Source organism: Arthrobacter sp. PL16, from assembly GCF_035985055.1.
Taxonomy (GTDB): Bacteria; Actinomycetota; Actinomycetes; order Actinomycetales; family Micrococcaceae; genus Arthrobacter_D; species Arthrobacter_D cheniae.
The window spans coordinates 92,158-115,540 of the sequence record NZ_JAXCIC010000002.1 but is presented as its reverse complement, the minus strand read 5'-3'; the positions used below and the strand labels follow the sequence as shown (position 1 = coordinate 115,540).

The 23,383-nt window shown below is 67.3% G+C and carries 26 protein-coding genes; 14 read left to right on the top strand and 12 right to left on the bottom strand.

Annotated features, from left to right (window positions below):
- Positions 1-56: 56 nt before the first annotated feature.
- The gene (locus tag RCH21_RS04215; protein WP_326963331.1) at positions 57-863 is read right to left on the bottom strand and encodes a DNA-formamidopyrimidine glycosylase family protein; all 807 of its coding nucleotides are present in this window, start codon (positions 861-863) and stop codon (positions 57-59) included.
- 289 nt (positions 864-1,152) lie between these two features.
- Between RCH21_RS04215 and RCH21_RS04210 the strand changes: the two genes are divergently transcribed.
- A complete protein-coding gene (locus RCH21_RS04210) occupies positions 1,153-1,404 on the top strand; it encodes a hypothetical protein (protein ID WP_326963330.1) in 252 nt (83 codons plus the stop codon).
- A gap of 134 nt (positions 1,405-1,538) precedes the next feature.
- Here the strand turns inward: RCH21_RS04210 and RCH21_RS04205 are convergent, their stop codons facing one another.
- Complete coding sequence (locus RCH21_RS04205) at positions 1,539-2,855, bottom strand: multidrug effflux MFS transporter (RefSeq protein ID WP_326963329.1); 1,317 nt, start codon at positions 2,853-2,855, stop codon at positions 1,539-1,541.
- A 180-nt stretch (positions 2,856-3,035) separates the two neighbouring features.
- Here RCH21_RS04205 and RCH21_RS04200 point away from each other — a divergent pair, with 180 nt between their 5' ends.
- On the top strand, positions 3,036-3,464 hold the full coding sequence (locus RCH21_RS04200; protein WP_326963328.1) for a YtxH domain-containing protein: 429 nt from the start codon (positions 3,036-3,038) through the stop codon (positions 3,462-3,464).
- Between the two features lie 77 nt (positions 3,465-3,541).
- On the opposite strand, the gene RCH21_RS04195 is transcribed toward RCH21_RS04200, so the two are convergent.
- Complete coding sequence (locus RCH21_RS04195) at positions 3,542-4,507, bottom strand: NAD(P)/FAD-dependent oxidoreductase (RefSeq protein WP_326963327.1); 966 nt, start codon at positions 4,505-4,507, stop codon at positions 3,542-3,544.
- Between the two features lie 55 nt (positions 4,508-4,562).
- The gene (malQ, locus tag RCH21_RS04190) at positions 4,563-6,734 is read right to left on the bottom strand and encodes a 4-alpha-glucanotransferase (RefSeq protein WP_326963326.1); all 2,172 of its coding nucleotides are present in this window, start codon (positions 6,732-6,734) and stop codon (positions 4,563-4,565) included.
- A 194-nt stretch (positions 6,735-6,928) separates the two neighbouring features.
- On the opposite strand from malQ, the gene RCH21_RS04185 reads away from it, so the two are divergent.
- Positions 6,929-7,243, top strand: a complete 315-nt coding sequence (locus tag RCH21_RS04185) for a hypothetical protein (protein WP_326963325.1) — start codon at positions 6,929-6,931, stop codon at positions 7,241-7,243.
- Positions 7,244-7,247: 4 nt separating this feature from the next.
- On the opposite strand, the gene RCH21_RS04180 is transcribed toward RCH21_RS04185, so the two are convergent.
- The 4 genes from RCH21_RS04180 to RCH21_RS04170 all read right to left on the bottom strand — a co-directional run bounded on the left by RCH21_RS04180 (position 7,248) and on the right by RCH21_RS04170 (position 10,411).
- The gene (locus RCH21_RS04180) at positions 7,248-7,721 is read right to left on the bottom strand and encodes a MarR family winged helix-turn-helix transcriptional regulator (RefSeq protein WP_326963324.1); all 474 of its coding nucleotides are present in this window, start codon (positions 7,719-7,721) and stop codon (positions 7,248-7,250) included.
- A gap of 62 nt (positions 7,722-7,783) precedes the next feature.
- Positions 7,784-8,800, bottom strand: a complete 1,017-nt coding sequence (locus RCH21_RS04175) for an MBL fold metallo-hydrolase (protein WP_326963323.1) — start codon at positions 8,798-8,800, stop codon at positions 7,784-7,786.
- 116 nt (positions 8,801-8,916) lie between these two features.
- Positions 8,917-9,021 carry an MFS transporter small subunit gene (locus tag RCH21_RS17155; RefSeq protein WP_442784662.1) on the bottom strand — a complete coding sequence of 35 codons (105 nt, stop codon included), beginning with the start codon at positions 9,019-9,021 and terminating at the stop codon, positions 8,917-8,919.
- A gap of 1 nt (position 9,022) precedes the next feature.
- Positions 9,023-10,411, bottom strand: a complete 1,389-nt coding sequence (locus tag RCH21_RS04170; protein ID WP_326963322.1) for an OFA family MFS transporter — start codon at positions 10,409-10,411, stop codon at positions 9,023-9,025.
- A gap of 179 nt (positions 10,412-10,590) precedes the next feature.
- Between RCH21_RS04170 and RCH21_RS04165 the strand changes: the two genes are divergently transcribed.
- Positions 10,591-11,919, top strand: a complete 1,329-nt coding sequence (locus RCH21_RS04165; protein ID WP_326963321.1) for an APC family permease — start codon at positions 10,591-10,593, stop codon at positions 11,917-11,919.
- Between the two features lie 37 nt (positions 11,920-11,956).
- Here the strand turns inward: RCH21_RS04165 and RCH21_RS04160 are convergent, their stop codons facing one another.
- On the bottom strand, positions 11,957-12,499 hold the full coding sequence (locus tag RCH21_RS04160) for an acyl-CoA thioesterase (protein ID WP_326963320.1): 543 nt from the start codon (positions 12,497-12,499) through the stop codon (positions 11,957-11,959).
- Between the two features lie 60 nt (positions 12,500-12,559).
- Here RCH21_RS04160 and RCH21_RS04155 point away from each other — a divergent pair, with 60 nt between their 5' ends.
- Both RCH21_RS04155 and RCH21_RS04150 read left to right on the top strand, forming a co-directional pair.
- Positions 12,560-13,297, top strand: coding sequence for a maleylpyruvate isomerase family mycothiol-dependent enzyme (locus RCH21_RS04155; protein WP_326963319.1), 738 nt, complete (start codon positions 12,560-12,562; stop codon positions 13,295-13,297).
- A gap of 65 nt (positions 13,298-13,362) precedes the next feature.
- Positions 13,363-14,364, top strand: a complete 1,002-nt coding sequence (locus RCH21_RS04150; protein ID WP_326963318.1) for an NADP-dependent oxidoreductase — start codon at positions 13,363-13,365, stop codon at positions 14,362-14,364.
- Between the two features lie 151 nt (positions 14,365-14,515).
- On the opposite strand, the gene RCH21_RS04145 is transcribed toward RCH21_RS04150, so the two are convergent.
- Positions 14,516-15,148: a GNAT family N-acetyltransferase gene (locus RCH21_RS04145; protein WP_120147509.1), complete on the bottom strand. Its 633-nt coding sequence runs from the start codon at positions 15,146-15,148 to the stop codon at positions 14,516-14,518.
- A gap of 244 nt (positions 15,149-15,392) precedes the next feature.
- Between RCH21_RS04145 and RCH21_RS04140 the strand changes: the two genes are divergently transcribed.
- From RCH21_RS04140 to RCH21_RS04120, 5 genes are all read left to right on the top strand, one after another.
- On the top strand, positions 15,393-15,710 hold the full coding sequence (locus RCH21_RS04140) for a hypothetical protein (RefSeq protein WP_120147510.1): 318 nt from the start codon (positions 15,393-15,395) through the stop codon (positions 15,708-15,710).
- Between the two features lie 27 nt (positions 15,711-15,737).
- Complete coding sequence (locus RCH21_RS04135; RefSeq protein WP_326963317.1) at positions 15,738-16,565, top strand: aldo/keto reductase; 828 nt, start codon at positions 15,738-15,740, stop codon at positions 16,563-16,565.
- Between the two features lie 132 nt (positions 16,566-16,697).
- The gene (locus RCH21_RS04130; protein ID WP_326963316.1) at positions 16,698-17,294 is read left to right on the top strand and encodes a Rho termination factor N-terminal domain-containing protein; all 597 of its coding nucleotides are present in this window, start codon (positions 16,698-16,700) and stop codon (positions 17,292-17,294) included.
- Positions 17,295-17,433: 139 nt separating this feature from the next.
- A complete protein-coding gene (locus tag RCH21_RS04125) occupies positions 17,434-18,210 on the top strand; it encodes a sulfite exporter TauE/SafE family protein (protein ID WP_326963315.1) in 777 nt (258 codons plus the stop codon).
- Between the two features lie 58 nt (positions 18,211-18,268).
- On the top strand, positions 18,269-18,502 hold the full coding sequence (locus RCH21_RS04120; RefSeq protein WP_326963771.1) for a putative zinc-binding metallopeptidase: 234 nt from the start codon (positions 18,269-18,271) through the stop codon (positions 18,500-18,502).
- Between the two features lie 6 nt (positions 18,503-18,508).
- Here RCH21_RS04120 and RCH21_RS04115 read toward each other — a convergent pair whose 3' ends face one another.
- Positions 18,509-19,171 (bottom strand): pyridoxine/pyridoxamine 5'-phosphate oxidase, encoded by a 663-nt coding sequence (locus RCH21_RS04115; protein WP_326963314.1) that lies wholly within the window; start codon positions 19,169-19,171, stop codon positions 18,509-18,511.
- A 149-nt stretch (positions 19,172-19,320) separates the two neighbouring features.
- Here RCH21_RS04115 and RCH21_RS04110 point away from each other — a divergent pair, with 149 nt between their 5' ends.
- The 3 genes from RCH21_RS04110 (at position 19,321) to RCH21_RS04100 (ending at position 22,233) form a co-directional block, all read left to right on the top strand.
- Positions 19,321-20,115, top strand: a complete 795-nt coding sequence (locus tag RCH21_RS04110; protein ID WP_326963313.1) for a phosphatase PAP2 family protein — start codon at positions 19,321-19,323, stop codon at positions 20,113-20,115.
- Positions 20,116-20,287: 172 nt separating this feature from the next.
- Complete coding sequence (locus RCH21_RS04105) at positions 20,288-21,748, top strand: amino acid permease (RefSeq protein ID WP_326963312.1); 1,461 nt, start codon at positions 20,288-20,290, stop codon at positions 21,746-21,748.
- A 104-nt stretch (positions 21,749-21,852) separates the two neighbouring features.
- Entirely contained in the window at positions 21,853-22,233 is a 381-nt protein-coding gene (locus RCH21_RS04100; RefSeq protein WP_326963311.1) for a DUF4870 domain-containing protein, read from the top strand.
- Positions 22,234-22,295: 62 nt separating this feature from the next.
- Here the strand turns inward: RCH21_RS04100 and ppk2 are convergent, their stop codons facing one another.
- Positions 22,296-23,267 (bottom strand): polyphosphate kinase 2, encoded by a 972-nt coding sequence (gene ppk2, locus RCH21_RS04095; protein ID WP_326963310.1) that lies wholly within the window; start codon positions 23,265-23,267, stop codon positions 22,296-22,298.
- Positions 23,268-23,383: the final 116 nt, after the last annotated feature.

The window sequence follows — 23,383 nt, the reverse complement described above, 5'->3', positions numbered from 1 at the left end:
TGCGTGGGGACAGGAGGGAATCATGGGCCCGGGGCTTCGGTGCGCCGAGGGCTGCGTCAACCAGCGGGCAGGGACGGCTGGCACCGGGGGCACCACCAGGTCCGACGACGGCCCGGGTCGCCGGGCACCTCGGCCCTGACCCGCACGCTCGTGCCGCATCGCAGGCAGGGTTTCCCGGCCCGGCCCGCCACCCAGTGCTGTTCGCCCTTGCGCGTGTTGCCGGTCGTGACCTGGTGAGCCCCGGGATGCGTGGCGGAGAAGCGCAGGCACCGCGCGCCGAGCGCCACGAGCGCCGGCACGTCGACCTCGCCCAGTTCCGTGTCCGGGTGGATACCGCGCAGGAAACAGAGTTCGTTGGCCCAGAGGTTACCGAAGCCGGCGACGTTGCGCTGATCGAGCAGGGCGGCCGACACGCGTTCGCCTGGCTCTCGCTGCAGCCTTCGCACCGCCTCGTGCGCGGACCAGTCGGACCGGAGCGGATCGGGTCCGAGGTGCCCGACGACGTCGTGCTCCGCGCGCGTGGGCAGCAGATCCACCACCGGGAGGTCGAGCCCGTAGGCCGTGGGCCCACTCCGGACCCCGAGGATCACCCGGGCGTCCGGCAGCAGTGCCCGGGGAAGCTTCCTGCCAGGCGCCGTCACAGTCCACGAACCCTGCATCCGCAGGTGGGTGTGAAGGGTCAATCCACCGTTGAACCGGGTCAGCAGGTGCTTGCCGTGGGTCACATGCTCCACCACCTGCATACCGTCGAGGACATCGGTGGCATGGGCCGGGACCCGAAGGTCACCGCGCTCGAGCGTGCGGCCATCGAGCGACCTCCTCAACCGCGCCGCGAGGCGGAAGACGCTGTCGCCTTCGGGCATGAAGCCTCCCTGCTGTGATGTGTGTCGAAGTGAGGCTAGCGTCCGGCACCGACACTCCCGGCGCAGTGTCGACACCGTGTGGTGATTCCGACGTTGCCGTTGCGTCACCGATGAAGTCCTCGGCACCAAGCGCACGCCGTCCCCGATGAGCAACGCCGCCGGCCGCTGGGCCGGCTTCCGTTATAGCCGGGAGACCGATATCCTGATTCTGCGCCGGGCTCTGCCCGGCCAGCGTGGTCCAGAAGCGGGCCCTTTCCTATGTCCGCGTCGAACCACCGAACAGGCCCCCATGAGCACCAGACTGTCGCCCGCCGAAGACTTCCCGGAAGATCTCACCACCCTCGATCTGCCCGCCGTCGAGGTGTTGAACAGCAAGATCCACCGCGAACTCGACTACGAGTACGCGCACGACGGCGAACCGTCCCTGGAGACGGAGATCCGGCACGAGGAACTGACCGAGGAACTGGACCGGCGTGACAAGCAGCCGGAGTCCACTCCCGTTCGTCCCGACGTCGCCGAGCCGGCCCGCCGCTTCTCCTGACGCGTCCGTCCCGTCGTTCGGGACTGCTGCTGACACCGTTCCGCGGACACGGTTGAGCGGGACGTCCTTCCACCCCTGCTGCACTCGCCGGCGCCGGCCGCTCCCGGGCGCCCGCGCCGTTGTCCATGGGAATGTCAGTAGGTACTTGCCCTCTGGCTGGAGCGCAGGCCGGGAAGCGATTCACCGTGCGTCGTCGATGGAGCTGATCCGGCCATCCGCACCCCGGTCACCAGCAGAAGGTATGCCACCACCGCGCACGACAGCATGACCACCGCAGTAGGCACGGGCGAGGACAGCCCGAAGGCTCCCGTGACGGGGGCGAGCACAGCAGCACCGGCCATGTTCGAGGCACCGAGCAGCGAAGCAGCGGTACCCGCGCGAAGGCCATGGTGCTCGAGTGCCGTGGCTTGCAGCGCGGGATTGATCAGGCCGTACGACATCGTGAATCCCATGATGGGCGCCATCAGCCCCCAGAGACCGATCTGCGGCGCGAGACCGACGCTCACCAGCAGGAGCGTCGCAGTTCCCACGAGGGCTGCAGCACCGACGCGCACGGCGAGCGCCGGGCCCGCACGTCGGGCCACGTAGCCTCCCAGCTGCGCACCGACCACCATCAGCGCACCCTGTGCGCCGAAGATCAACGCGTACCCGGTAGGGGTCAGTCCGAATACCTCCTGAAGGAGGAAGGCACTGCCGGCCATGAAGGACATCATGGCCGCGAAGAGCAGGCCACCGCCTATCGCCACGGATCTGAACTGCCGATCTGTGACGAGCGCGCCGTAGTCGTCGCGGAGGCGCACACCCTTTCGCAGGAGACGCCGCTCCGCCGTATGGGTCTCGTTGCGTAGCAGGAGGACCCCAGCAACGCAGAGCAGTACCAGACCGTAGCCGAACAGGATCCAGAAAAGACCTCGCCAGCCGACGACGCCCAGCAGTTGGGCGCCGAGGGCGGGCGACGCGACCACGAAGACGCCCGAAACAATCGACAGCCGAGCGAGCAACACGAGGAGCTGCCTGCCTGAGTAGAGGTCGCGGACTATGGCGAGGGCGATGACCGCGCACGCTGCGGAGCCCATACCCTGGACCGCCCTGCTCGCGATGAGCCATCCCATGGAAGGCGCCCACGCACAGGATGCCGTTGCCACGCAGTACACGGCGATCATCATTGCAAGGGGCCGTGCTCGCCCGATGGCATCCGACACCGGACCCGATGCGAGCTGACCCATTCCCATCCCGATGAATGCCGCAGTCAGCGTCAACTGCACGGCGGACTCATCCGAGCCGAACTCGCGACGGATCGCAGGGAACGACGGCAGGTACAGGTCCATGGTGAGGGGCCAGATCACCTGCAGCATCGCGAGCGCGGCCATGACGGACAGGGCCCGGGCGTGGGGCGGGACAGGTGACGCCTCCACCCCTCGTCGATCGGTCGCATCACGGGGCTGTTTCACGTCGGAACCCTTCTGGTGGATAGCGCTTTCCAGCTTATCCTCCTGCAGCATGCCGCCGAGTGGAAGCCTCCCGCCTGGTTCTTCCCGACTGCAACAGCATGATTCGGAAAACTTCCCTCGCCTGCCCTGCCGCGTTGGTCTAGATTCAGTAGCAACGCAGTCGACCAGAGGGAGAACAGCATGAAGAACAAACTCGTGTTCACAGCGGGTATGGCTGCCGGTTACGTCCTGGGAACGCGGGCGGGCCGGGAGAGCTACGAGCAGATCAGGACCAAGGCCCAGCAGCTCTGGAACAGCCCGAAGGTGCAGGACAAGGTCAGCTCGACCACCGGCGCCCTGAAGAGCAAGGCTCCCGGGTTGCAGAACTCCCTCAAGGGCGCCATGAAGAAGGGTGGCTCGGGGAACTCGGACGGCGCGAAGGCACCCCAGGATCCGGGCAAGGATGTCGGGGCCAGCGGTGACCTGCCCCTGGACGTGCCGCCGGTCATCACCATAATGGACTCGGGCAGCAACAGTCCTACCGGTCCGAGCGGCGGAGATCCGCTCACGGTCGAGGACACGCCTTTCCTCGCCCAGGATCAGGAAACACGCCCCGATCTCGGCAAATAGGAATTCGGCCGGTTATACAGCCAGGGCTCCGGTGCAGACCGGGGCCCTGGCTGTGACCGGGCTTACCCGACCGGAGGTCAGACGCCCTCGCTGATGGCTTCCTCCGAGTCCAGGCAGGCCTGGCACTCCTCCTCCACCAGCAGCGCGTTGATGGCCACGGCAACCCGGTAGGCGTCACCCGCCGCCGGCACGAGTTGGGCTGCAGGATCGGCTGCGTTGCCGACGGCCCAGACCCGCTCCACGGACGTGCGTCCGATATCGTCCGTGACGACGCAGCCGTCGTCGCGCATGTCGCAGCCGAGGGCATCGAGTAGTGGCAGTCCCGCGTCCGAACCCGGCTCGCAGAAGACGGCCGAACACGGGACCAGCGGTCCGTCGTCGAGCTGCACGCCGCGAAGGGGCCGAGGTGTGCCGTCGCCGATCGGTCCCAGGACCAGACCCTGCACGTGTCCCTCCATGATGCGGATGCCGCGCGTCCGGAGGCGGCGCTCGTCATCCTCGGACAGCGGGGCGAGGTCGTGGGGGAAGAAGGTGACGTCGTCGGACCATTGGCGCACGAGAAGTGCCTGGTGGAGGGACGTCGGAGTGGAACCGAGGACCCCGAGCGCCTGGTCGCGGACCTCCCACCCGTGGCAGTACGGGCATTGGAGCAGGCCGCGACCCCAGGCCTCCCGTGCCCCGGGCACCTCGGGAAGGACGTCGCGCAGACCGGTGGCGACGACGATGTGCCTCCCCTCCACCGACGTGCCACCTGAGATCGCGACGGACCATCCTTCTCCGTCTTCGCGGGCATCCTCGGCGGTACCGTCGAAGAACGTGACTCCGTAGGGGTCGAGGTCGCGCCGAGCGAGGGCGACGAGGTGGTCCGGCGCGGTCCCATCCCTTGTGATGAAGCCGTAGGCCGCATCGGCCGGGGCATTACGTGGTTTTCCGGTGTCGATGACCGCAACGGTGCGGCGTGCTCGTCCGAGGACGAGCGCGGCGCTCAGGCCCGACACTCCCCCACCGATGATGACGACGTCGTATCTCTGCTGGCTGTCCATCCCTCTATCCGATCATGCGTCACCGCGCTGATGCGGAGCGAGATTTCGCTTGCGGTCAGGTGAGCGGACCGGTGGGTTGCTTGCCAGGGGTCGAAATACCGAGGGCTGCGACGAGGGAGGCGAAGCGCTCGCTCCCCGTGAGGTCCTCGACCAGGACTGCCCTGCCGTCGGCGTCGGCCAGGGGTATCTGCCAGTTCGGGTACTCGTCGTTGGTGCCGGGTTGATTCTGGGTGCGCCGCTCTCCTACCGCGTCGGCGAGAGCGACGCCCAGGAGGACGGACGGCGTCTCCGCGATGAAGGCGTGCAGCGCCTCCACGGTCTCCTGCACGCTTGCTTCCCCCTTCGTCAGCAGGTTCCGCTCCCGCAGGAGGGAGATGAACTTCTCCTGGGCCGCGCGATCCTCGGCCTGCTCCTCCTCCGCAGGCCGGCTGAGGAGGCCCAGCCTGTCCCGCAGCTTCACGTGTTCACCCGCGAGGTAGCCAGCGCTCGGCGGAAGGTCGTGGACGGTCACCGTCGTCAGACAGCCCTTGCGGTAGGACTCGGGAGGCAGGGGCCCGTCCTCGTCCTGCTCGAACCAGAGGATCGAGGTGCCGAGGATCCCGCGCTCCCCCAGGTATTCCTGCACGCCGGGCTCGAACACGCCGAGGTCCTCGCCGACCACGATGGCCCGGGCGCGCTCCGCCTCGAGCGCCAGAATGCCGATCAGGGCCTTGTGGTCGTAGTAGACGTATGCTCCGGCCCCGGGCTCCTGGCCCTGCGGGATCCACCACAGGCGGAACAGCCCGAGGATGTGGTCCACCCGGATACCACCCGCATGCCGCAGGATGTTGCGGAGCATGTCCCGGAACGGTGCGTATCCTGCTTCGGCGAGCCGCTCCGGATGCCACGGCGGCTGGCTCCAGTCCTGGCCGTGCTGGTTGAACATGTCCGGCGGGGCCCCGACGCTGATACCGGCGGCCAGGACGTCCTGCAGCGCCCAGGCATCGGCGCCGCTCGGATGCACGCCGACGGCGAGGTCATGCACCACGCCGATCGACATGCCCGCACCCGTGGCTTCGAGCTGCGCCTCCTGCAGTTGCTCGTCGACGAGCCACTGCAGCCACTCGTGGAATTCGATGCGCGCGGCGTGCTGCTCCGCGAAGGCTCGTGCACCGGCCGAACCCGGCCGTCCGACGTCGTTCCACTCCGGAGCGCCGGGCTCGAGCGTCTCTGCGAGCGCCGACCACAGCGCGAAGTCGGCCAGCCCCTGGCCCTGGTGGGCGCGGTAGGCGTCGAAGTCGTGCTGGCGCTGTTCCGGCCGCTTGACGGCGTGGACGAGTTCCAGCGCTTCCAGCTTCGCCGCGTAGGACGAGTTCCGGTCCAGCAGGTCTGTCTGGGTATTGGCCTCGGCGAAGCCTGCGGCGAGTTCGGCGATCCGGTTGCGGGGGGCGTCGCCGAGCCGGGCGTACTCGGGGATGTCCTCGATGCGGAGGTAGAGCGGATGGAAGTAGCGCCGGGTCGTGGGCAGGTACGGTGACGGCTCCACGGGGGGCACCGGCTCGGCGGCATGCAGTGGATTCACCAGCACGAAGCCTCCACCGTGCCCTGCGGCCGCCTGGGCGATCAGGCCGAGGTCGGCGAGGTCGCCGATGCCCCATGAACCGGAGGAACGGACGGAGTAGAGCTGTGCCATGAGGCCCCAGGTGCGTTGATGCATCAGCGCGGCCGTGGTGCTCAGGCGGTCCGGGGTCACCACGAGGGTGCAGGACGTCTCCTGTCCGTCCACGCGCGCATGGAGGGTGTGCCAGCCGAGGGGCAGGGCGTGTGGCAGGGCGGCCTCGCGTCGCTCGACGTCCTGCCCGTCGACTCGGCGCGTACCGGTTGCACGGGCCACCGTTCCCGTATAGCGGACCCCATCCTCATCGACGGCCCACACCTCCGCATCCGCATCCACCGGTACGTGCAGCGGAACGGCATCGGTATCACTCTGGCGCACGACGACGACGGCGGGCAGCACGGATCGCCAGGGGCCGGTCTCGGCATCCTCCAGGGCCCGGTCTATAGCGGCGTCCGATGACGCGTCTACGCCGAGGGCCGCGAGAACGGTCGCGAGCGTCTCCCGAGAGACCTTGGCCGGCTCACCGTCCCAGCCCTTGAAGCTCGTGCCGACCCGGTGCGCCTCGGCGAGCTGCTCGAGGGGCGTGGGGGTCACCGGGTCGGATTCTTCGGGGTGCGTCGTGTCGGCCATGGTTCCAATCTAGGCGTGTATCAGCGGCCTGCGCATCCGGTCCTCGGCCTGCTGTCCTGTTTGACCCGGGTCCGCGGATGAGCCGCATCTCCACCCGATACATGGACGGGTAGCAGTCCGTGGGCCCACCCACAAGGGCTTCGCAGGCGCGCGCCAGGTTGGCGGTGCCTCCCTCGACGGTGCCACCGTGAATCATGGCTTATTTCCTCGAGTACCTCGTCCCTGCGGAGAGCGGCGGAGCAGAGATACCGGTCGACGACGCCAACGACGGCTCCACGGTGCCGGTCAGTGAAACCGCCGAGCGGGTGGTCCACGTCGACGCCCTGCCCGCCCGCAGCAGGATCGCGGCGGAATCACTCGAGGATGCCCGGACCGAGGCGGAGCAGCTCCTCCTGCACAGCAAGGCGGATGCGGGGGAGCTCTTCGACGACCCCGACGATTCCCTGGAGGCAGGGTCCGGACTGCGCGTCGGCGGATTTCGTGAGGGCCGCGGGTGGAGCGACGACTGAGCCGCTACCAGGTGTCTTTCCTGTAGGTGCTGTTGAGCCGTGCGATCAGCGCTCCGAGACTCTTCAGGTCCTCGGGTCTCCAGCTGCCCATCAACGCGGTGAAGGCGATGCGTCGACCCGTCTGCGCGGCCGCGAGTTGCTGCTCACCGAGGCTCGTCAGCAGGACGCGTTGCGATCGGGCGTCGAACGGATCGAGCTGCCGGCTGACGAGGCCCAGCCGCTCGAGCGCGGCAAGCTGCCGGCTGACGGATGGTTTGCCCACACCGATGCTCAGGGCGATATCCGTTGCCCGCAGCGATCCCTCCCTCTGCAGGAGGGTCAGGATTCCATAGGCAGCCGGCTCCATCTCGGGATGCACGGTCTTCGCGAGTGCGTGGGAGGTGGTGCGCTCGCGGCGCCACAGCACGCTCGTCTGCTCTTCGAGCACTTCGATGGCATGCTCGAACTCGGCGCCGTCGGGACCCTTCGCTGTCTCCATGGGGGAAGCGTATAGATGCCCGGGGCAAGCAGGAACCCAATTCCCGGAAAAGTCCGAGTATGTCAGCGCGCGGGTGCCCCATTGGTGCGTACGAAGTCGCGGTGCATCTCCGTCTGGCTCAGTGCCGACAGGAGCTGGAAGCCGTGCAGGCCGTCCCAGCCCGCGGTCCAGGTCATGCGCGAAGCGAGCTCCCATACCGTCGGTTGCTCGGGGACGGCATCCCCCAGGATCACCGCCACCTCACGTGCGCGCTTCAACTGGTGGTCCGCGCACTCGGCGGCCCGATCCGCGAGGCCCGAGAACCGGTAGCCGTGCCCGGGCAGTACCTCGTACCCGTCGAAGGGGTGGAGGAGATTGATGGATGCCACGTAGTCGGCCAGCGGGTTCGACGACGTCACTCCGCCGAGGCCCAGGCCCGGGAACACGGTCGGCAGGACGTGGTCCCCGGTGAGGATGATGCGGCGGTCGTCGTCGCGCAGGCAGATGTGTCCTGCGGTGTGGCCCGGCGTGGACATCACGGTGATACCGAATCCGGGTACCGGCAGGACATCACCGTCCGAAAGCCCGTGGTCGACCGCCAGCACGAGCCCCTCGGGTGACCGGTCCACGTACTGGACGAGTTCGTGCCGCCGCTGCTCGGGAACGCCCCAGGCCTCGAGCCGTCCGAGGGCCTCGTCCAGATCCAGGAGCCGGTGGCTGTGCTTCTCCAGTGCCCGTCGTTCCACCGCGTGCATCCCCAGCTCAGCGCCGGACTCCCGGCGCAGTCGCGCCGCCATCCCCACATGGTCGGGGTGCAGGTGCGTACCGGTGATACCGGTGACGACGTCGGCTCCCGATGTACCCGGTGCGACGACGGCGAGAGCCGCGACCAGCCGATCCCAGTTCGCATCGGAGTCCCAGCCGGGGTCGACGACGTGGACGCCGCCGTCCCTCTCCCGGAGCAGGTAGGTGAAGGAGTAGGCGAGGTGCCCACCGGGCATTGCCTGCGCCAGCGCCCAGACGTCGTCGCGCACCTGCTCCAGTGACGGCAGCTCTCCCCGCCCGATCGCGTCCACCTGCTGCGTGCTCGTACTGTTCATGCGTCCTTCCCCGGTGGTCCTTCCCCCTTGAGCAGGCAGTGGACTCCGGGGCCAGTCATCGCCCTGCCGCCGCGGTGGGGCTGAATGCCCCACCGCGGGCATACGGACGCTCCTCGTCAACCGCCGAACAGGGCAGCGACGCGGGTGAGGGTCTGGAAGACCCCGTAGGCGAGCGGCACTCCGACGAGTGCCCAGACGACGGCGATACGTGCTCGTGTCATGTCAGGCCTCCCTTACTGATTCTCGTTGTGCGTCCCTGACCGGCTCATGGAAGCGGGGGTCGACAGGCTTGATGAGCAGGTTGGCGATGAAGCCGACGATCAGGAGGCCCACCATGGTGAGGAGTGCGGGCTGGTAGGCGCCGGCGGTCAACTCGCCGGGGGTGCCCTGCGAGTCGAGGAACGCATTCACGATCAGGGGTCCGGCGATGCCCGCTGCCGACCAGGCGGTGAGGAGCCGACCATGGATCGCTCCGACCTCGTAGGTCCCGAAGAGGTCGCGAAGGTACGCCGGCACGGTGGCGAAGCCGCCACCGTAGAAGGAGATGATGACGAAGGCCAGCACCACGAAGAGCAGTGTCGTGGAGGAACCCGCCAGGGCAAGCACCAGGTAGAGGGCAGCACCGACGCCGAGGTACACCATGTAGATGCGCTTGCGGCCGATGATGTCCGACGTCGTCGACCAGATGAAGCGTCCACCCATGTTGCCGATCGAGAGCAGGCCGACGAACCCGCCGGCGACGGCGACGGTCACGGCCGTCGTCCCGTCGGCGCCGCGGAAGAAGTCCTGGATCATCGGTGAGGCCTGTTCCAGGATGCCGATGCCGGCCGTGACGTTGCAGAACAGGACGATCCAGACGAGCCAGAACTGGCGGGTCTTGATCGCGTTCGCTGCCGAGACGTTGTCGGTCGTGACGAGCGGCTTGGACTTCAGCTGTGAGGGATCGAAGCCGTCCGGCTTCCAGCCGTCGGCGGGCACCTTGATGGTGAAGGCGCCGAACATCATGTAGATGAAGTACAGGACGGCGAGGGTCAGGAACAACTTCCCCACGGCGTCGCCGCTGGCTACCCAGCCTTCGGCCCCTGAGTTCGGGTCATACATGCGGAGCAGTTGAGTGGACAGCGGACTCGCGATGAGCGCTCCTCCGCCGAACCCCATGATGGCCATGCCCGTCGCCAGCCCCGGACGGTCGGGGAACCATTTGATGAGCGTGGACACGGGTGAGATATATCCGATGCCGAGGCCGATGCCGCCGATGAAGCCGTAGCCGAGGTAGACGAGCCACAGCTGATTGGTGAAGATGCCCAGCGCTCCGACCAGGAAACCGGAGGTCCAGAAGAGGGCCGAGGTGAACATTGCCTTGCGGGGACCGTTGTGGTCCACCCAGGTGCCGAGGACGGCGGCGCTGAGGCCGAGCATCACGATCGCGATCGAGAAGATGATGCCGATCTGCGTCAGCGTTGCGTCGAAGTGGGCGGTCAGCGCCGTCTTGTAGACGCTCGTCGCATAGGCCTGCCCGATGCAGAGGTGGACGGCGAGTGCCGCCGGTGGAATGAGCCATCGGTTGAACCCCGGTGGCGCGATGGTGTGGTCGCGGTCAAGCCAACTCATCGATAACCCTTCTGTGAGCATGAGTGGCCGCCCCCCGGCCATTGTTTATGAGGGCAATTATGCTGTGCGTCACAGCGTTCGGTGACCGGACCACGATCGGCGGTATTTCTGGCGCGACGAACGGTACTGTGCAGCACAGAATAACCAGCAGGCTTACTAATTCGCCTACACTGGCGCTCATGACCAGCACGCAACAGCACACCGACACCAAACTCCGGCGGGGCATCTCGGGCCCGCTGCTGTATCTCTTCATCCTCGGCGACGTCCTCGGTGCCGGTGTCTATGCACTGGTCGGGGTGATCTCCGCGGAGGTGGGCGGCGCCATCTGGATGCCGCTCATGGTGGCTCTGGCGCTGGCCCTCCTGACCGCCGGCTCCTATGCCGAACTCGTCACGAAGTATCCGAAGGCCGGCGGTGCAGCGGTCTTCGCCGAACGGGCCTTCAGGAAGCCGTTCATCTCGTTCCTCGTCGGGTTCTGCATGCTGGCGGCGGGAGTCACGAGTGCCGCCGGGCTGGCGCAGGCCTTCGCGGGCGGTTACCTGACCACGTTCGTCGATGTACCCGCGGTCCCCGCGGCTCTCGTCTTCCTCGTGCTCCTGGCACTGCTCAACATGCGTGGCATCAAGGAATCGGTGCGCAGCAACGTGGTCATGACCGTCATCGAGGTCTCCGGGCTGGTCCTGGTGATCGTCGTCGTCGGAATCTTCGTGGCCGGCGGCAACGGGGACATCTCGCGCGTCAACGAGTTCCCACCAGGGGTCGGTGCCGCCTCCGCCGTCCTGGCCGCCTCGCTGATCGCCTATTACTCCTTTGTCGGTTTCGAGGTATCGGCCAACGTGGCCGAAGAGGTCAAGGACGTCAGCCGCGTGTACCCGAAGGCACTCTTCGGTGCTCTGTTGACCGCCGGCGTCGTCTACCTCCTGATCGGCCTCGCCTCCTCCGCGGCGCTCGCTCCGGCTGACCTCGCGGGCTCGAGCTCCCCGCTGCTCGACGTCGTGGCCGCAACCGGTGCAGGCATCCCGGCCTGGCTGTTCAGCCTCGTGGCCCTCATCGCGGTGGCCAACGGCGCACTCCTGACCATGATCATGTCCAGCCGCCTCACCTACGGCATGGCTGAGCAGGGGCTTTTCCCCTCGGTCTTCGGCCGCGTCCTGCCCCACCGCCGCACCCCGTGGGTGGCAATCGTCGCGACGACCCTCGTGGCCATGGCGCTAACCCTCACCGGCGGGCTCGAATCACTGTCCCAGACGGTCGTCCTGCTCCTGCTGTTCGTGTTCCTCAGCACCAACATCGCCGTGATCGTCCTCAAGAAGGACACAGTGGAGCACAAGCATTTCCGCATTCCGGTGGTCGTCCCGTACCTGGCGATCGCGTCCTGCGTCCTCCTGCTCACGCAGCAGACCGCCGAGATCTGGCTCCGCACCGGAATCCTCCTCGCGGTCGGCCTTGCCCTGTACGGCGCGCAGCGGCTGGTGCGTGGCCGGGCGAAGGCGCCGTCCGGCTCCTGAACCGGCAAGCCTGGTCACGAGACCGGCGGCTCGCCGATCACCACGCGTGAGGAGCGGGCCTGCGTGTACTGGGTAGGGAGGTGTCCAGCCGCCATGCGTGCAGCCATTCCGGAAGCACCATGTCCGCGGGTGGCGGCCCGAACGCCCTGATGATTTCGTCATTACCCACCGGGCCCGCCTTGGACACGAGGCGGGTGGCGATGTAGGCGCGTGCGTGGATCTCGCCGTCGACGACGGCCCGCTGCTCGAAGTAGATGGCGCGTTCGTCCAGGCCGATGATGCGCGTCTCGACGGTGTACCGCTGCCCGAGTTGCAGGGACTTGCGGAAGCTGATGGTCTCCCCGGCCGCTACCGGGCTCCACCCTCGTCGGCGCATCTGCCGCCAGACACCGCTGCGCACCATGAGGTCGAACCGCCCGAGATCGAAGACCGAGAAGTACATCCCGTTGTTCATGTGCATCGCGATATCGATGTCCGTGAGGAGAACCCGCAGCCTGATGCTGCTCGGGTCCCAGATGCTGAGAGCCGAGCGCCTGCGGGATCTGAGCAGCAGCAGTATTGTACGGATGATCAGGTGCATGGCGCCATATTACTCGGCGGTAACATAGTTGGCCCTCACCACCGCGCCTACACTCGGTGGATGAACCAACCCTCCCCGCACGCCCTTCCCTTCGGCCGGTACCGGGAGCTGTTGGACCAGGACTACCGCACCCTCGCGGACCTCGTGCACCCCACCCTCGACCGCCCGGTGCCGGCGTGCCCCGGCTGGAACGGTGAGGACCTCGTAAGGCACACGGCGATCGTCTTCCTGCACAAGGCGGAGACCATCAGGACGGGCGAGAGGCCTAGCCACGGGTGGCCTCCGGTCAGCGTGGGCAGCCTTCCTCCCCAGGCGCTCCTCGCCTACTGCTATGCCCGCCTCGTCGAGCAGTTCGACAGCCACGAGCCCGAGGATCGAGCGGAGACCTGGGTTCCGGAGGACCAGACCGTCGGTTTCTGGATCCGCCGCCTGACCCACGAGACGTCGATCCACCGCTTCGACCTCGAGGATGCCGCAGGTGGTCCGGTCACGTCCATGGACGCCGACCTGGCACTGGACGGCATCGACGAGGTGCTGACCGTGATGCTCCGGCGCGGCAGGCCGGACCCGGCGGCGAGCGGCACGACACTCCGGCTCGAAACCGGCGGGGACTCCTGGGACATCCGACTCGACGCGACGCGCGCCGTCGTGGATCGGCATGCAGCGGTGAACGGGCAGGCAATGGTGCGCGCCGACGCCGAGCCGATGCTCCTCTGGCTCTGGGGCCGCGCGCCGGAGCCCGCTTCTGTCCCGGAGGCCGCCGTCGAACTCCGCGAACGGTTGTCCCGCGCCCTCTGAACGGAACAATTCCTGCGGAGCATCGGTTGCCGCCACCAGGAAGCTATCCAGCACGAGGAGCAATCATGACCGCCAGTACGCAGATCCAGCTCATCAGGCGTCCGGTCGGCACGCCGACCGAGGAGGACTTCGCCACGGTGACGGTGGACCTCCCCGGCCTCGGACCCGACGAGGTGCGGGTCCGCAACGAGTTCGTGTCCGTCGACCCGTACATGCGTGGACGCATGAACGAATCGAAGTCCTACATCCAGCCGTTCGGCCTGAACGAGACCATGACGGGCGGGGCCGTGGGCCGGGTGGTGGAGTCCACCTCGGACGTCCTCCCCGTCGGCACGGCAGTCCTCCACGGGCTCGGTTGGCGTGACCTCGCCCAGGGTCCGGCGACGCAGTTCACCGCCCTGCCGGACACGGGCCTCTCCCTCTCCGTCTTCCTCGGAGCTGCCGGCATGACCGGCCTCACCGCCTACGCCGGCCTCAAGCGCGTAGCCGGTCTCAGGGAGGGCGATGTGGTGTTCATCTCTGGCGCTGCCGGCGCCGTCGGCTCCATGGCGGGACAGCTCGCCCGTAAGCTCGGCGCCTCCCGCGTCATCGGTTCAGCCGGTTCCGCGGAAAAGGTGTCGCTGCTCAAGGAGAAGTACGGCTACGACGAGGCCTTCAACTACAGGGACGCCCCGGTCCGCAGGCAACTGCGCGCGGCCACACCCGACGGCATCGACGTCTACTTCGACAATGTGGGCGGCGACCACCTGGAGGCAGCCCTCGATCGCCTCAACACCGGAGGCCGGGCGGCCCTGTGCGGTGCGATCTCCCAGTACAACAGCACCGAGCGCTCACCCGGTCCCGACAACATGGCGAACCTCGTCACGCGCTCGCTGAAGCTGGAGGGGTTCATCGTCGCGCAGCACCAGGATCTGCAGCCCGAATTCGCCGGGAAGATGACGGGTTGGCTGGCTGATGGCAGCGTTGTCTTCGACGAGACGGTGGTGGACGGGATCGGCAACGCCGTCGGCGCCTTCCTGGACATGATGAACGGCGCGAACACCGGCAAGATGCTCGTCCGCGCCTGACGGGCGCGCTGACGGGCGGGTCCCGGCGCTACACGCTCAGCGGAAGTATCCTCGGGTCGGTGGCGGAGCGAATCCTGCTCCGGCCGGACCCGGGCTACCTCGTCACGAAGCGCAACCAGTTCCTGGTCACCGTGCCGTCGGGCGGTGGTTCCTAGTCGTCGCCCGCCGCGCGCAGCGTGGCCTCGAGCCGCCGGCGCTGGTCCGCCGGCAGGAGGGTGCGGTACTGCGGGAATTCGGTCAGGAACTCACGCACCCGCGGGCAGTAGGGCACGACGGCGATGCGGCGCCGGTGGGCGTTGAGGAGTACCTGGCGGATGAGGGCCGGTTCGACGTCGATGGCGTCGAACCGCGGGTCGACGACGGCCTGGATCAGGACCGCGTGCGGTCCCTTCATCTCGTACTTCACGTGACCCACCATGGTGCCGTCGCTGAAGAGCTCGAACCGGGAAAAGAGGGAATTGTCCCGGAATCCGCTGCGGGTGCGCGCCGGTTCGGTACGGGCCTCCGCCTGCACCTCGCGCCGCTCGATCTCCTCCACCAGCAACTCGTACTGGTGCAGCGCATCCATGGGCGGGAAGTCCCGGTCGAGCAGGCGATAGGTCTGGTTACAGAGGACCCGCAACTGGCGGGTGGAGACGACGGTGAGGTCTTCGGGGAAGTCTGCATCCTCCGCACGGGGCGCGGGGCTCGGCGGGACCTGCTCAGGGGCGCGCCATCCGAACTGCTCCGGCTCAGCGAGCTGCACGGACTGCGGACGGTAATCGACGAAAGAGGAAGTTTCCATGGTCAGCTCCACGATGGTGGTTCGATGGCCCGCTGCTAGGCCCTGCTGGAACTATAGGCTCAATCTCTCCGCATGTGCAAACAAGTACCCTTACCAATTCCCCGACGCATGGGTTCACACCTCCCCTTTGCCCGCTTGATCGAATCTTGATGTCCCCCTCAGGAGGGCTTGATGGGCGACGGGCTACCGTGACGTGAGCACTTGGCCCCCTTGCCCGTGCAGACCTGCGTCCGAGGAGATTCCTGTGCAATTCGAGACCGCCTACACGGCCATGACGACGTCGTTCCTGACTCTTCGCGAGGTGCACCTGCACTACCTCAATTCCGGTGGCTCCTTCGACGAACTCGAGGTCGACGCCTACCTCCACGGGCTCGCCCCGCTCCCCCGCGAGGAACGGAACTGCCTCGCCCAGGCCCTCAACGAGCTCCTCGACGACCTCCTCGCCGCGGGCCTACCCGCCTGCGCAGCCAGGGCTACCTACAGCGGCTCATTCCCCGCTGATGGGGACCAGGGTGTCGGTCGTGTTGACGCCACCGTCGCGGGCGGGACAGTCTTGGGCTGATACCACCCCGCGAGCAGGAGTTCCCCCATGGCAGTCGCCCCCACCGTCCAACTGCGAGGCGGCGCCCACCTCCCCCTCCTCGGCCTCGGCACCTGGCCGCTCGACGACGACCAGGCGGCGGAGACCGTCAGCCTTGCCATCGGAACGGGATACCGCCTCATTGACACGGCTGAGAACTACCGCAACGAGAAGGGAGTGGGCGAGGGCATCCGCCGCTCCGGGATCGATCGCGAGGAACTGTTCATCACCACGAAGTTCAATAGCGAGCACCACAGCGTTGACGGCGTGCGGCGCGCCTTCGAGACGAGTAGCCGCCTGCTCGGACTGGACTACATCGATCTGCTCCTCGTCCACTGGCCGAATCCCGAGAAGGGCCACCACGTCGAGGCCGTGCAGGGTATTGCCGCTCTGATGGAACAGGGTCTCGTGCGCGCGATAGGCACGTCGAACTACAAGCCGTCCCACCTCCAGCAGGTGATCGACGCCGGGATCGTGCCCGACGTGAACCAGATCCAACTCGACCCCCAGCGTCCCCGCATCGAGGAGCGCGCCTTCCACAACGAGCACGGCATCGTCACCCAGTCGTGGAGCCCCCTGGGTCAAGGCAGCGGACTGCTCGACGAGCCCGGTGTCGTCGCCATCGCGAAGGCGCACGGCCGGACCACTGCCCAGGTAGTACTGCGGTGGCACGTGCAGCAGGGAATGGTCGCGATCCCGAAGTCCTCACATCCTGAGCGCCTCGCCCAGAACCTCGACATCTTCGATTTCGAGCTCTCCGGTGCCGAGCTCGCCCAGCTCTACATGCTGGAGTCGGGCGAGGCGGAGATCGTCGACTCGGACCAGTTCGGCCACTGAGCACGGCCCTCCTTGCTTCCGGGATTCCTTGACAGCGTCCGCAGCCGTGGGGAAGGTAGTAAGCACGCTTAGTTCACGGTCGGACGGATATCTCCGGTAACGGCTGGAACATCGACCGGAAGGAAGACGATCATGGCGGACGCAACCGGCAATCAGACCCCCGACACCCCGGATTCCGGCGAGGACGACCTCCGAGGCAGGAAGGTTCCCGAACTCCGCGACCAGGCGAAGGAGGATGGTGTCTCGGGCACGTCCGGGATGCGCAAGGACGAGCTCGTCGAGGCGATCGTCGAAGCGGAGGAAGGCTCGGGAGACGAACTGGACGGGTCTTCCGACGACGTCGGTGCAGGGCCCGACGACGGAAAGATCCGGACGGGACCGGACACCTCGAAGTCCCTCAAGTACTCGCAGGAGATCACCTCGCCCGATGAGGATCCCGAGCGCGAGGGGCGCAGCCTGGCCACCACCCATCACGAGGTCATCAAGCAGTGGGCGGAAACGCGCGGCGGGCGGCCTGCGACAGTCGACGGGACCGAACACGGCGATCACCTCGGCGTACTCCGGCTCGATTTCACCGGCGAGACGGACAAGCTGCGGCACGTGAGCTGGGACGAGTGGTTCAGGACGTTCGACGAACGCCAGTTGAATTTCATCTACCAGGAGCAGCGCAAGGACGGCAACCAGTCGACCTTCTTCATCCTCGAGAGCCCGAACCGCGAGGATGCCTGACGGCCATCAGCATTCAGGCTGACACGCTTCCGGGCATATCCTTGGCGTGGCGACGTCCCGCCCGGGTGCCGCGACGTCCTGACGTCCTTCCACCGGGCGCGCGGGACGCACCGACGTAACCAGGAAGGACTCTGCCCGCTTGCTCGAGATCGCCGTCATCCTCGCCGCCGGCTTCTGGGCGGGCATGATCAACGTCGTGGTGGGCTCCGGAACGCTCGTGACGTTCCCGACCCTGCTGCTCTTCGGCTACCCACCGATCGTCGCGAACATCTCGAACAATATCGGGCTCGTCGGCGGTGGCCTGTCCGGCTCATGGGGCTACCGCCGCGAGATCGCCGCGAACAAGCGGCTCCTCCTGCGGCTGCTCCCCCTGTCGGTCCTCGGTGGTCTGGGCGGGGCATTCCTGCTGCTGATCCTGCCCGCGGAGGCCTTCCAGGCCATCGTGCCCGTGCTGATCATCATCGGCCTCGCGATGGTGGCGCTCGCTCCCCGGGTCCAGCGGGCTGCCGCAGCCAAGGCCGGCGACACCGCTCCCGATGCCCGGCCGTCGCGCCGTCCGGCGCTGCTCCTCCTGGCCGGAATCGGCGTCCTCGGTGTCTATGGGGGTTACTTCGGCGCAGCGCAGGGCATCCTGATCGTCGGCCTGATGAGCATGGTGACCGTCGAGAGCCTCCAGCGGATCAACGCCATCAAGAACGTGCTCACCACGGCCGTCAACGGAGTCGCCGCCGTGACGTTCATGCTGTTCGCGTGGGACTCGATCAACTGGGCGCTCGTCCTCATCATCGCCGTCGGCGCGACGCTGGGCGGCTTCCTCGGCGCCAGGGTGGGGCGGAAGCTCTCCCCGCTCGCCCTGCGCGCCACCATCCTCGTGATCGGCACCGCCGCGCTGATCCGCATCGTCTTCTTCGGCTGACCCGGCTACACCTCCCACTCCCCGCCCAGAACTCCAGGATCCTCATGCGACGCTTCTCCTGGACGCCATCAAGCGGCACTACGACGAGGGCGCTCCGGAGTGCTGGGAGAAGGAGCACATCTCCATGTACGCCACGATGCACCCGCACGAAAACTTCGCGGAAACCTTCGCCCATTACCTGCACATCTGCGACACGGTGCACACCGCTCCCGCCGTCGTCGCCAAGCTGGACTTCGTCCACAAGCTGCGTGTGCGGGTCGGGGAGCCTGTCGAGGGCACCCTTTGGCAGTAGGAGGCCCTACGGCCAGAGCATCTCCTGGCGCCAGCCCTCACCGAAGCGGGTGTAGAGCAGGCGGGTGTGGCGGCGGTCCTGGTCCGCCTGCCAGAACTCGACGGCGTCCGGAGCCACGGTGAAGACCGTCCACGTGGTCGAAGCGATCCCTTCCGTGGCCTCGATGCGTCGCACCTGGTCGTCGACCGCCGCATCGAGCTCCTTGCGGCCCGGCATCACGGAGCTCTGGCTGCCGGCCAGTACGAGCGCGCGGGCCACGGGGTGCCTCCGCTGGAAATCGGCACGGTTCTCCTCGGTGCCGCCGGTGGACACCGCGCCCCGGATCCGCACCTGGCGGCCGGCGGCGGGCCAGAAGAAGGTCAGGGCAGCCGACGGGTTCGCGGTGAGTTGCCTGCCCTTGGGGCTGTCCATGCTCGAGGCGATCTGAAAGCCGTCCTTCGTCAGATCCTTGAGGATCACCACCCGGGAATCCGGTAGTCCGTCCTCGCCCACCGTGGAGAGGTTCACGGCATGCGGAGCGGCGACGCCATCCTCCACCGCCCGCTGCAGCCATTCGACGAAGAGGTCGATCGGGGAGCTGGGCGCCGTCGTCGGGTCGAAGGGCGGCATCTCGTCGGGGAAGACGGGGACGCCGCGGACGATGTCGCGGATCAGGACTGGATCGCTCATGCCGTCAGCCTAGCCCGGGGGTGTGACGGCCCGCAGCCGCGGAGGACGCGGAGCAGGACCAGCGATACTCATCGGCGGCGATCGCGCAAACCGGCTCGGGGCCCACCGCCGTGATGCCGATCCTGTCTCCTGCGGCATAGAGTCGATGGATGCCAGCGCATCAGGACCAGTACGTAGGACCACGTGACCTCACTCGATGGTCGTCGCCGGTCGGTCGGTTCCTCGTCCGGTGCGTCCGTCCGCTCGCTCGGTGGATCGGCCCGCACGCAGCGCTCCTGCTCCTCATCGCCGTGGGCGGCGGGGTCGCCGCGGCCCTGACGGCGGCCTCGGCCGAGGTCTACGAGTCCGTGGTCGAGCGCAACGGGGTCGCGGCCCTGGACCAACCGGCCCTGGATCTCGCGGTCTCGCTCCGCGAGGATTGGTTCAACGCCTTCATCACGGGCTACACCAACATCGGCGGCCCGATCGGCATGCCCGTGCTCGCCATCTCGATCATGGTGCTGCTCGCCGTGCGCCGTCGATCCTGGACACCCGTGATCCTGCTCCCGGCAGCCGCCTTCGGCTCCCTGCTCATGACGGTTGCGGGCAAGGACGCCATCGGACGCCTGCGTCCCCCGATCGGGCTCGCCGTACCTCCCTACGAGTCGTCGCCCTCGTTCCCCAGTGGGCATTCCCTCAACGCCATCGTGATCGCCGGGATCGTCGCCTACCTGCTCGTGGTGCGGCAGAACCGTCGGCGCGCGCGGGGGATCACCATCATCGTGGCCATCCTCTTCGCCGTCACCATGGGCCTCAGCCGGGTGTACCTCGGCCACCACTGGCTCACGGATGTGCTGGTCGCCTGGACGCTCGGGATCGCATGGCTGGCCGTCGTCATCACCGCCCACCGACTCTTCCTGACGTTCCGCCTGCACCGGGCGGCGCTGAGGGAGACACGCGCCTGAGCCGCCGGACGGGCTCGACGCCATCTGCTCGGCTTGTTCGCCCCGCGTACCGTCGACGAACAGGTAAGCAGAATCAATGATTTTCCTTCGGGACCGCGAACTTCCCCTGACACATCGACGCCTTCATACTTGCTGGGTGCAGAAAGCACTTCCCTCCTAGGAACGGACGACGATGTCGGAGAACTCAGGGTCGCAGGGCTCGCAATCGGTGCTGCGGCGGAAACCCATCGATAATGTCGAGGACGAGACGGGCCGCTCCGGCCTGTTCAAGAGCCTCGGCCTGTGGCAACTGACCGCGATCGGCGTCGGCGGCATCATCGGTGTGGGAATCTTCACCCTTGCCGGCCTCGTGGCGAACGGCGGTGAGGACGGAACCCCGGTCGGTCCGGCCGTCCTGATCTCGTTCCTCGTCGCAGGGCTCGCGAGTGCCGCAGCCGCCCTGTCCTATGCCGAATTCGCCGGAATGATCCCCCGCGCGGGCTCCGCGTACACCTACGGCTACGTAGCGCTCGGCGAGATCATCGGGTGGTTCATCGGGTGGGACCTCCTGCTCGAGTACATTGCCATCGTGGCGGTCGTCGCCATCGGCATCTCGGGGTACTTCACCGAGTTCATGTCCGGGATCGGCGTCACCGTGCCGACCTGGATGCAGGGGACGCCGGACACCATCGAGGGTGGCCTGGTGAATGTCCCCGCGATCGTGGTGTGCCTGCTGATCACGTTCATCCTGAGCCGCGGCACCAAGACCTTCGGCCGGTTCGAGCTCATCGCCGTGGGCCTCAAGATCCTCCTCATCCTCGGGATCGTCGGCCTCGGTTTCTTCTACGTGAACGCCGAGAACTACTCGCCGTTCCTGCCGTCGGGCTTCGGCGCCGTCTTCACGGGAGCCGCTACCGTCTTCTTCGCGGTCTTCGGTTACGACGCGATGAGCACCGCGGCGGAGGAGGCGACGGACGGCAAGAAGCACATGCCGAAGGCCATCCTCCTGTCCCTCCTGATCGCCATGGTGCTGTACGTCCTCGCGACCCTCGTCCTCACGGGCATGCAGAACTACCAGGACATCAGCCCCACCGCCGGCTTCGCGTCGGCGTTCCAGTCCGTGGGCCTCCCGGTCGTCGCGACCATCATCTCGGCCTTCGCGGTGATCTCCATCCTCACCGTCATGCTCACCTTCCTCCTCGGCGTGACTCGCGTCTGGTTCTCGATGAGCCGCGACGGACTCCTCCCGGCCTGGTTCTCCACGACGGACAAGAACGGCACGCCCCAGCGGGTCACCTGGATCGCAGGTATCGCCTCGGCCCTGCTCGCCGGGGTCTTCCCCATCCGCGCCGTCGCGGACCTCACCAACATCGGCATCCTCGCGGCGTTCGTCGTCGTCTGCATCGCGGTGATCGTGCTGCGCCGGACGCGGCCCGAGGTCCCCCGCACCTTCCGGCTTCCGCTGATGCCGGTCGTCCCTGCCTTCGGCGTCCTCGCGTCGCTGTTCCTGATGCTGCAACTGGACTGGGAGACGTGGGTACGGTTCGGCGTCTGGCTCCTGATCGGCCTCGCCCTGTACTTCTTCTACGGCCGGAAGCACTCGCTGATGAACCCCGACAGCCCGCGGCACGCCCTGCTGAGGACTGACTCCTAGCGCCGACCGCACGTCCGGGCGTGCGGTAACGGGGAGGACGCGGGATGATGGTGCCCTGGAGCAGCAGCTCCGGGGCACCCGCCCAGCCGAGCAGGAGAAGCACGATGTCCCAGGATCCCTACCCGAGCGAACGTCCTTCCACCCAGCCCCTCCCTCCGTATCAGCAGCCGTACCAGCAGCCGTACGCATCGGGCAGCTACCAACCGGGCTTCTATCAGCCGTCCTACCAGTCGATGGAGGGTGAGAAGGCGGCGCAACTCTCCCTCATCCTCGGGCTGGTGGGGTTCTTCGTGGCCGGATTCGTCCTCGGGCCGCTTGCTATCTGGCAGGCATCGAAGGCGGAGAGCTTCGGCGTGCAGGCAACGGCCGGCAAGGTCCTCGGCTGGATCGTCACCATCCTCAACGTCCTGGCTGTCCTCGCAGTCGTCCTCTTCTTCGTCCTCTTCCTCGCGGGTATCAGCGCATCGGCGGGCTACAGCACCTGATCGGGCAGGGTCGCCGGTGACGCACGGGTGAGGGACCCGGCGGCCGGTCCGCGGACGACGGCCTAGAGGGTCGGGAAGAGGCTGCCGGTCTGGCGCTCCGCGTCGAAGAGATGCGACGTCGGACCGGTTCCAACGATCAGCGGATCAGGCGTGCCGACGACGCCGTGGTCCTTCTCGTCGTAGTCGAGGACGGACAGGACATACCGCAGGGCTTCGATCCGCGCCCGCTTCTTGTCGTTGCTCTTGACGACCGTCCACGGAGCATCGGCCGTGTTCGTGTAGAAGAACATGGCCTCCTTCGCCTCCGTGTACTCATCCCACTTGTCGAGTGACTGCAGGTCCATGGGACTCAGTTTCCAGCGCCGCACCGGGTCCGTGTGGCGCTGGGCGAAGCGGCGCCGCTGCTCCTCGCGCGACACCGAAAACCAGAACTTGATGAGGTGGGTGTCGCTGCGCACGAGCATCCGCTCCAGTTCCGGGGCCTGGCGCATGAACTCGAGGTACTCGGTGGGCGTGCAGAAGCCCATGACGCGTTCGACGCCGGCGCGGTTGTACCAGGACCTGTCGAACAGCACGATCTCGCCGCCCGACGGAAGCACGGTCACATAGCGCTGGAAGTACCACTGCGTCTGTTCGCGCTCGCTCGGCTTGTCCAGCGCCACGATCCTTGCACCGCGCGGATTGAGGTTCTCCGTGAACCGCTTGATGGTCCCACCCTTGCCCGCCGCATCCCGCCCCTCGAAGAGAACCGCCACCTTCGCGCGGTTCTCCCTGACCCACCCCTGCATCTTGAGCAGCTCGATCTGCAGTGCGCGCTTCGCCTTCTGGTACTCGCGCTCCGTCATCCGGACGTCGTACGGGTAGTCCTCCCGCCACGTCGGCTGATCCGGATGGGGCAGGAGCACATGATTCTCGCCCTCGGCATGCGGCGTCGGCACCGGGACGGCCGGCGGCGCGCAGGGGGCTTCGTCGGCGGAAGAACGTGCTTCCCGCTCCTCCGTGAGCTCGTTTGCTGCGCCCGGTCCGTGTGTCATGTCCGTCTCCTCCTGCTGCACCCATGGGAGGGCTTCCCGTAGCACCGGCGCCATCGTGGATTGGCGATGCACCATGGCCGCGTCGATCCTTCATCGTGGCAGACGAAGCGCCGACC

Bases quoted from the DNA above. Each gene is read 5' to 3' on its own strand.
- RCH21_RS04215 (WP_326963331.1), bottom strand. From the start codon at position 863: ATGCCCGAAGGCGACAGCGTCTTCCGCCTCGCGGCGCGGTTGAGGAGG.
- RCH21_RS04210 (WP_326963330.1), top strand. From the start codon at position 1,153: ATGAGCACCAGACTGTCGCCCGCCGAAGACTTCCCGGAAGATCTCACC.
- RCH21_RS04200 (WP_326963328.1), top strand. From the start codon at position 3,036: ATGAAGAACAAACTCGTGTTCACAGCGGGTATGGCTGCCGGTTACGTC.
- RCH21_RS04195 (WP_326963327.1), bottom strand. From the start codon at position 4,507: ATGGACAGCCAGCAGAGATACGACGTCGTCATCATCGGTGGGGGAGTG.
- malQ (WP_326963326.1), bottom strand. From the start codon at position 6,734: ATGGCCGACACGACGCACCCCGAAGAATCCGACCCGGTGACCCCCACG.
- RCH21_RS04185 (WP_326963325.1), top strand. From the start codon at position 6,929: ATGGCTTATTTCCTCGAGTACCTCGTCCCTGCGGAGAGCGGCGGAGCA.
- RCH21_RS04180 (WP_326963324.1), bottom strand. From the start codon at position 7,721: ATGGAGACAGCGAAGGGTCCCGACGGCGCCGAGTTCGAGCATGCCATC.
- RCH21_RS04175 (WP_326963323.1), bottom strand. From the start codon at position 8,800: ATGAACAGTACGAGCACGCAGCAGGTGGACGCGATCGGGCGGGGAGAG.
- RCH21_RS17155 (WP_442784662.1), bottom strand. From the start codon at position 9,021: ATGACACGAGCACGTATCGCCGTCGTCTGGGCACTCGTCGGAGTGCCG.
- RCH21_RS04170 (WP_326963322.1), bottom strand. From the start codon at position 10,411: ATGAGTTGGCTTGACCGCGACCACACCATCGCGCCACCGGGGTTCAAC.
- RCH21_RS04165 (WP_326963321.1), top strand. From the start codon at position 10,591: ATGACCAGCACGCAACAGCACACCGACACCAAACTCCGGCGGGGCATC.
- RCH21_RS04160 (WP_326963320.1), bottom strand. From the start codon at position 12,499: ATGCACCTGATCATCCGTACAATACTGCTGCTGCTCAGATCCCGCAGG.
- RCH21_RS04155 (WP_326963319.1), top strand. From the start codon at position 12,560: ATGAACCAACCCTCCCCGCACGCCCTTCCCTTCGGCCGGTACCGGGAG.
- RCH21_RS04150 (WP_326963318.1), top strand. From the start codon at position 13,363: ATGACCGCCAGTACGCAGATCCAGCTCATCAGGCGTCCGGTCGGCACG.
- RCH21_RS04145 (WP_120147509.1), bottom strand. From the start codon at position 15,148: ATGGAAACTTCCTCTTTCGTCGATTACCGTCCGCAGTCCGTGCAGCTC.
- RCH21_RS04135 (WP_326963317.1), top strand. From the start codon at position 15,738: ATGGCAGTCGCCCCCACCGTCCAACTGCGAGGCGGCGCCCACCTCCCC.
- RCH21_RS04130 (WP_326963316.1), top strand. From the start codon at position 16,698: ATGGCGGACGCAACCGGCAATCAGACCCCCGACACCCCGGATTCCGGC.
- RCH21_RS04115 (WP_326963314.1), bottom strand. From the start codon at position 19,171: ATGAGCGATCCAGTCCTGATCCGCGACATCGTCCGCGGCGTCCCCGTC.
- RCH21_RS04110 (WP_326963313.1), top strand. From the start codon at position 19,321: ATGCCAGCGCATCAGGACCAGTACGTAGGACCACGTGACCTCACTCGA.
- RCH21_RS04105 (WP_326963312.1), top strand. From the start codon at position 20,288: ATGTCGGAGAACTCAGGGTCGCAGGGCTCGCAATCGGTGCTGCGGCGG.
- RCH21_RS04100 (WP_326963311.1), top strand. From the start codon at position 21,853: ATGTCCCAGGATCCCTACCCGAGCGAACGTCCTTCCACCCAGCCCCTC.
- ppk2 (WP_326963310.1), bottom strand. From the start codon at position 23,267: ATGACACACGGACCGGGCGCAGCAAACGAGCTCACGGAGGAGCGGGAA.